We start from the raw sequence: 6063 nt of genomic DNA on the forward strand, positions 1-6063 counted from the left end.
TAAAGGACGGCTGTTTGATGGGCTTTGCCGGATACGACCAGAGAACGGAAAAGCCAATACTGCTGGACATTGAACTGTGCACCGGTTTTATTGACCGCAAAGGTAACGAAATTTGGGAGCATGACACAGTGCGCCACGCCGGGATCACTATTTACTCTGTCGTTTGGGACGACGAAAAAGGGTGTTGGTCTCTTGAGGACGACAATTCTTGTACGCCATTAGCTCCTCTGGTAAACGACTTGGAACTTTGTTGATGCCTAACGCTTGAATTAACCGGAGAGTGAAGGAGCGAAGCGGATGAACGAATCCGAGTTGAATGACTTGTTATCGTGCCCCTTTTGCGGGATGCCTGCGGTTGGACCGGAGCTGGAAAACCCCGGCAAGGGCCGACCGAATTGGAAAATACGGTGTAACCAGTACTGCGTGTCCATGCGACGCGGGTCGAAGAATGAGGTTGTGGCTGACTGGAACACACGGGCACGATAACGACTAGCTGACCGACGTGTTTCCGCGTCCACTCAAGCGCCTTGTTGGGCGTAAAGGAGTAAATTATGCAACTCTCAGAAACACAAGAACTCACGATGAAAATGGCAAAGGTCGGTTATGAAAGCTATGCAGCTTATACCGGAAATAAATCTGCTGTTACCGGCGATGACCTGCCAAAATGGGAGCAACTACCAGGAGGGGTGATTAATGCCTGGTTTGCTGCCGCTGACGGAATGACAAAATTCCTTGCGTCTGTTGCCCCCGTGGAGGTGGTAGATGGGGAATAAATATGAGGTGTCTGAGTGGTATGAGGATAAGACTGATGGCCGTGGGTTGGCCTACCATTCACAGTGCCAAACCGAGTGGCTGTGTGTTGCATTGTGGTGCATGTGGAAGCTCAAACGAGATGGCGCAAAGTGCGTAAAACTCGAATGGCGTTAGTCAGCTCAACCACGAGGACACCAAGGCAAAGCGACCGAAGGAAAACGACTATGTGATCTGCGACTGCCCAAAATGCAACGGTAAATCGATTGACCCGAGCGTTTGGATGCGGCACAACGGACATGTGCAGGGGGATGTCTCGTGGATGGCGAAGGACTTGTTCGCTCTTAAGGAAATTTGGGGGCGGGGGGAGCGGTTGGTGGACTTGGTGAGAGACAAGGAGGCCCCATGATCGCGGTATCCGCTCACGCCCGGGAGCGCTTCTGCGAGCGCACCGGCTGCAAGTCGCTGCACCGCGCCGAGAGCACGCTGAAAAAGCTGCTCAGAGATGCCAAGCGCACTCGCCGCATAGCCAACGTGCAGGCGATCCTTAACAGCGGGTTTGCTTACGCCGACAGCGAATACTATTTTAACAGCGGCTGGGTGATGGTGGTCAAGGATGGCGTCATTATCACGGCCTATCAGGCCAGCCCCCGCAAGTTCGTATAGAAGAGAAGGAGTATTTAATGGAGTTCCCTGCAGCCCTTGGCTTCGATGTGGAGACCGTCGGAGATATTCAAGAGTACGCCCTGCAGCCATGTCGGATGCTGCAAGGCAAGGCACACATCAGCGCCGCCAGTTTTGCCACGCTGGAGAAGACCTCCGGCAGCCTGAACCCGACTACCGAGTTGATGCGTGGTATGTTTCGCCGTGCTATTGACAAGCAGATGTACGTGGTGGGGTGGAATGCGGCATTCGACGCCGCCTGGGCCATCGCCGCAGGGCTGGAGGATGAAGTCATGCAAGTCAAGTGGCTGGATGCCATGCTACTGTGGCGCCATGCCGTGGTGGAGCCGGAAGGTGACGACATCCCCCGCACCCATCGCAAGTCCTACGCCCTGGCGGCCGCCCTCAAGGAATTCGCCCCCGAGCACGCAGGGTTCAAGGATTTCGAGGATTTTCAGTCCGAGGACGCCGATGACCTGCGGCTGCTGCTGCACCGCAACCAGCAGGACGCCTTGTGGACAGTCCGGTTGGCTAAACGGTTCTGGGACATGCTGACCGACGAGCAACAAAGAGCAGCACTGATCGAGGCCCGCTGCATCCCGCTGTGTGCATGGACCAAGGTGCACGGCATCGTCGGAGGGAAGCAGGCCGCGAAAGAGCTCAGCAAGACTCTGCAAGAAGACGCCAAGCGCATCCAGGCCGAACTGCTGGCAGCAGCACCGGAAGCCGAGGGGATTAACCTCGGCAGTGTCAAGCAACTGCAGACCTTGCTGTACGATACATGGGGATTGCCTGCGGAGAGGTTTTCCAAAAAGACCAACCTGCCTTCGACCGACAAGTACGCTCTGTTCGACCTAGCGGTGCTGGACCCTCGGGCTAAACTGATCAAGGAGCTGCGCGAGGCCAAGAACAATCGCACCAAGTACGCACAAGGCACACTCAAAAGCCTGGAGTACAACGGAGACGGGCGAGTTAGGCCTCAAGTGAAGATCTTTAGCACGTACTCTTCAAGAATGACTTATGGAAGTTCTGACTCCGCCGAGATCGCTGTAGAAAAGCAGGGAGCCAAGAAGGAGAGCTTGTGGCTCTATCACCCCGAGTCGGAGGCCTTCCTGGTCATGGCCTACAAGGACTTTTGTAGAGAGGTCTCCAAGTCAGCGGATGCAGGCTTGTGCGTTGAGGTAGGCCTCGCCAAGACAGGTTCAGTGGCGGAGCTGCGGAGACTCCTAAAAGAAAACCTTGGGTGGGATAAGGCTCGCATCAACTTGACCACGCAGGGGGTAGGTCAACAATCTATCCCGAGAGACGTAAAAGTAGAAAGCAAGAAAGTCAAGGTTCCTGTAGGTGTTGCGCTTCATCAGTGGAAAAGGGGCAAAGAGTATCGACGGCTGATTCAAGCTCCGGACGGATTCACTCTGTGTGAACTCGACTTCGCCGGCCAAGAGTTTCGCTGGATGGCTGTGGCCTCCGAAGATGAGACCATGCTGGCTCTGTGTGCACCAGGAGAGGACGCGCACAGTTACATGGGAGCACAGATCGCACAGTGCGACTACAAGGAGCTGGTGCGGTTGGTACATGCTGAGGATGCTGATGCGCAAGCTAGAAGAAAATTAGGAAAATTTTCCAATCTATCCTTCCAATATCGCATAGGTGTCGAGTCCGCCACAACGAAGGCACGGGTTGACTATGAAATGCCACTGACCAAAACTTTCGTCGGTCAAATCCTTGCTACCTACAAGGCTGCTTACACTGGCGTGCCTCAATACTGGACCCGGCAGATCCTCAAATGCAAGCAACTCGGCTACGCTGAGACCTTCGCAGGGCGCAGGGTGCAGCTCAAAGGCAACTGGGCAGGCCGGGAAGCGTGGCCTCTTGAGAGCACCGCCATTAACTACCCTATCCAAGGCACAGGCGGTGACCAGAAATACCTGGCGCTGGCGGTTTTGCGTAACATCCTCCCAAAATATGGTGCCTACTTCTATTACGAGTTACACGACGGTATTTTCACCATTGTACCCAACGCTGTGGTTCAGCCGTTTTACATCGAGGCAAAGAATGCCCTGAGCAACCTGCCCTACAAGAAGGCTTGGGGCGTAGACCTGCCAATAAAGTTCCCTGTAGATGGTAAAGTCGGCCCGACGTGGGGCGATTTAAAAGAGCCAGACTGGTAAGATTCCCCTTGACAAAACCTGTCAACTGACTTACATTATACATCGTGAGCATGGCCGCTCCTCTGGCTGGGGAGCTTTACGGAGCGGCGTTTTTTAAGGAGACCCCTATGGCACAAACTGTTGTGAAATGCTTTATTTATACATGGGACGAACTGCTGGCCGCCGCCGAGCGCCGCGAGTGTGTGACGGATCTGCAGGGGCACATCCTGTGCTCCCGTGACCGTGTGTTTGAAACGCGCAAGGCCCGCGACTATTACCAGGTATCGGTCGCTCAGGCCATCGCCCGAGGGTGCGAGGTGCCGGACGCCGTGCGGGCAGAGTACGAGCAGCGCATCTTGGCCAACGGCCTTGACCCCGACCACGCACGGTTCGCCGCCTGGGCGCCGGCTGGCATGTCCAAGGAGGACTTTTTGAAACAGGATACCAAGGTTGTATCGCTTTGCGACAAACGTCTCATCACCGACACAAGGCCCAAGAACGCCAAGGGCAAACCGTTTTCGTGGTCGTACACCGCATTATCGGCGTTCGAGAAATGTCCGGCGTCCTACGCTGCCGAGCGCTTCTACTGCACCGCCCCTTTTCAGGAGACCGAGGCGATTGTTTTCGGCAACCGTGTCCATTCTGCTTGCGAGCAATTCATCAAAGGCGAAGATGTATCAGAGCCAGATCTGATCGTCAAGGTTGCACCCTACCTCAACAACATCGTCGCGCAGCGCGATAAAGGCGCCGATGTCTCTGCTGAGATGGAATTGGCGCTGAACACCAACCTGGAACCAGTAAGCTGGTTCGCCAAAGACGCATGGTTTCGCGGTAAGTTCGACGTTATCATCGAGAGAGACGACCGCCTCAGTTATTTCGACTGGAAAACCGGCAAAAAGGTACGCGACGACCAGGACCAGCTCAAAATCTGCTGTGCCATGCTATCCGTGGTCAAGCCACACATCACCGAGTTCAATCCAAAACTGATCTGGACACAACACCAAACCGTTACAGGCATACAGGGCGGAAGCATGGACAAGAGAGCTGCAGTGGCTGTGCTTGAGGACACACTGGCCCGCGTAGACCGGATGCAGAAGGCCTGGCAGTCCGAGACCTTCCAGGCCCGCAGCGGCCCGTTGTGCCCGTGGTGCAGCCAGTACCAAACCTGTGCGTATGCGCGAAGGAGATAATACAATGAGCCGAAATACATTTAACGAGCAAGAACGCGAGTACAATCGCCGCCAGGATCAGATCGAGACCGCCAAGCGCGAGAGCGATGAGGCGTCACGTCAGAAGGTCTTGGTACTGTATCACAACGACGCCGACGGCTTTGGTGCTGCCTACGCCCTCTGGACCAAGTACGGCGACGCAGCTGTTTACATTCCGGTGCAGTACGGCCAGCCCGTGCCGGATATTCCCGAAAGGATTGAGAAGATCTACATTGTGGACTTTTCCTATGACTGTGAAACGCTCTTGGACCTTTCAGGCGAGTACGAGCTGCTTGTCATCGACCACCACAAGACCGCCGAAGCCGATCTCGCGGGTCTTCCTTTCTGCATCTTCGACACCACCAAGGCAGGCTGCGTTCTGACTTGGGAATACCTCTATCCCGAAGACACCACCGCACCGCTCCTGCTGCAATACGTTGCGGACCGCGACCTCTGGAAGTGGGCACTTCCGGATTCGGAAGCCTTCAATCTGTTCATCGCCACCCTGCCGTTCGACTTCCATACCTGGGACACCTACGCACTCAACGCCGGGCATTTTCAGGACACCGCCTTTTTCTCCGGCTCCGCCATCAAGTCCTTCCGTGACAGGCAGATCGAAAGCACCCTCCGGAATGCGCGCATGATGCTGCTGGCAGGCTATGAGGTGCCGATCGTCAACTGCTCCGCCAACATCTCCGAGGTCGGTAATGAGCTATGCAAGGTGTACCCCGGTGCCCCTTTCTCCGTCTCTTATTGCGACCGCAAGGAGGGCGTGCGCTCCTACTCGCTGAGGTCGATCGGCGAGTTCGATGTCTCCAAGATCGCCAAGCTGTTCGGCGGAGGCGGCCATAAAAACGCTGCCGGATTCACGAAAGAGATCGAGTGGCTGGAAATCAGCCACCCTGATTTTGACACGGCGTTCGATGAGCACGCCAGATGATAAGACCACTCGCCGACAAAGACGCCATGTTCGGCCTGTCGTACTGCCTGGCCGACATGGTGGAGCGTGCCGCCCAGGTGTTCGATGCGATGGATGAGAGGTTGCGCAATGGCTAAAACTCCGGAAGGGGTGGTCAAGGATCTCGTGATCCGCTGCCTCGAAAACCACGGTGTCTTCCCCGCCAAGAAAGCCGGGGCGTTCCCAGAGAGCGCGTCAGGTTGGTTTTATATGCCCGTCCAACATATGTCAGTCAAAGGTATTCCGGATTTCATCGGCACCTACAAGACGCTGTTCTTCGCTATCGAAACCAAAGCCCCCGGCAAGAAGCCGACCGGCTTTCAGGCCCTGCAGA

At 55.6% G+C, this 6063-nt stretch carries 7 protein-coding genes; all 7 read left to right on the forward strand.

Annotation, left to right across the window (positions count from 1 at the left end):
* A partial coding sequence (locus LHW45_10740) for a YopX family protein (protein MCB5286046.1) occupies window positions 1-254 on the forward strand: 254 nt, incomplete at its 5' end.
* Window positions 255-551: 297 nt separating this feature from the next.
* A complete protein-coding gene (locus tag LHW45_10745) occupies window positions 552-773 on the forward strand; it encodes a hypothetical protein (protein MCB5286047.1) in 222 nt (73 codons plus the stop codon).
* A gap of 382 nt (window positions 774-1155) precedes the next feature.
* Window positions 1156-1416, forward strand: coding sequence for a hypothetical protein (locus LHW45_10750; GenBank protein MCB5286048.1), 261 nt, complete (start codon window positions 1156-1158; stop codon window positions 1414-1416).
* Window positions 1417-1433: 17 nt separating this feature from the next.
* Window positions 1434-3584 (forward strand): hypothetical protein, encoded by a 2151-nt coding sequence (locus LHW45_10755; protein MCB5286049.1) that lies wholly within the window; start codon window positions 1434-1436, stop codon window positions 3582-3584.
* A gap of 107 nt (window positions 3585-3691) precedes the next feature.
* Window positions 3692-4753, forward strand: coding sequence for a PD-(D/E)XK nuclease family protein (locus LHW45_10760; protein ID MCB5286050.1), 1062 nt, complete (start codon window positions 3692-3694; stop codon window positions 4751-4753).
* A gap of 4 nt (window positions 4754-4757) precedes the next feature.
* Window positions 4758-5711, forward strand: coding sequence for a DHHA1 domain-containing protein (locus LHW45_10765; GenBank protein ID MCB5286051.1), 954 nt, complete (start codon window positions 4758-4760; stop codon window positions 5709-5711).
* A gap of 108 nt (window positions 5712-5819) precedes the next feature.
* The coding region (locus LHW45_10770; protein MCB5286052.1) for a hypothetical protein at window positions 5820-6063 on the forward strand (244 nt) is incomplete at its 3' end.

This window comes from Candidatus Cloacimonadota bacterium (assembly GCA_020532085.1).
GTDB lineage: Bacteria > Cloacimonadota > Cloacimonadia > Cloacimonadales > Cloacimonadaceae > Syntrophosphaera.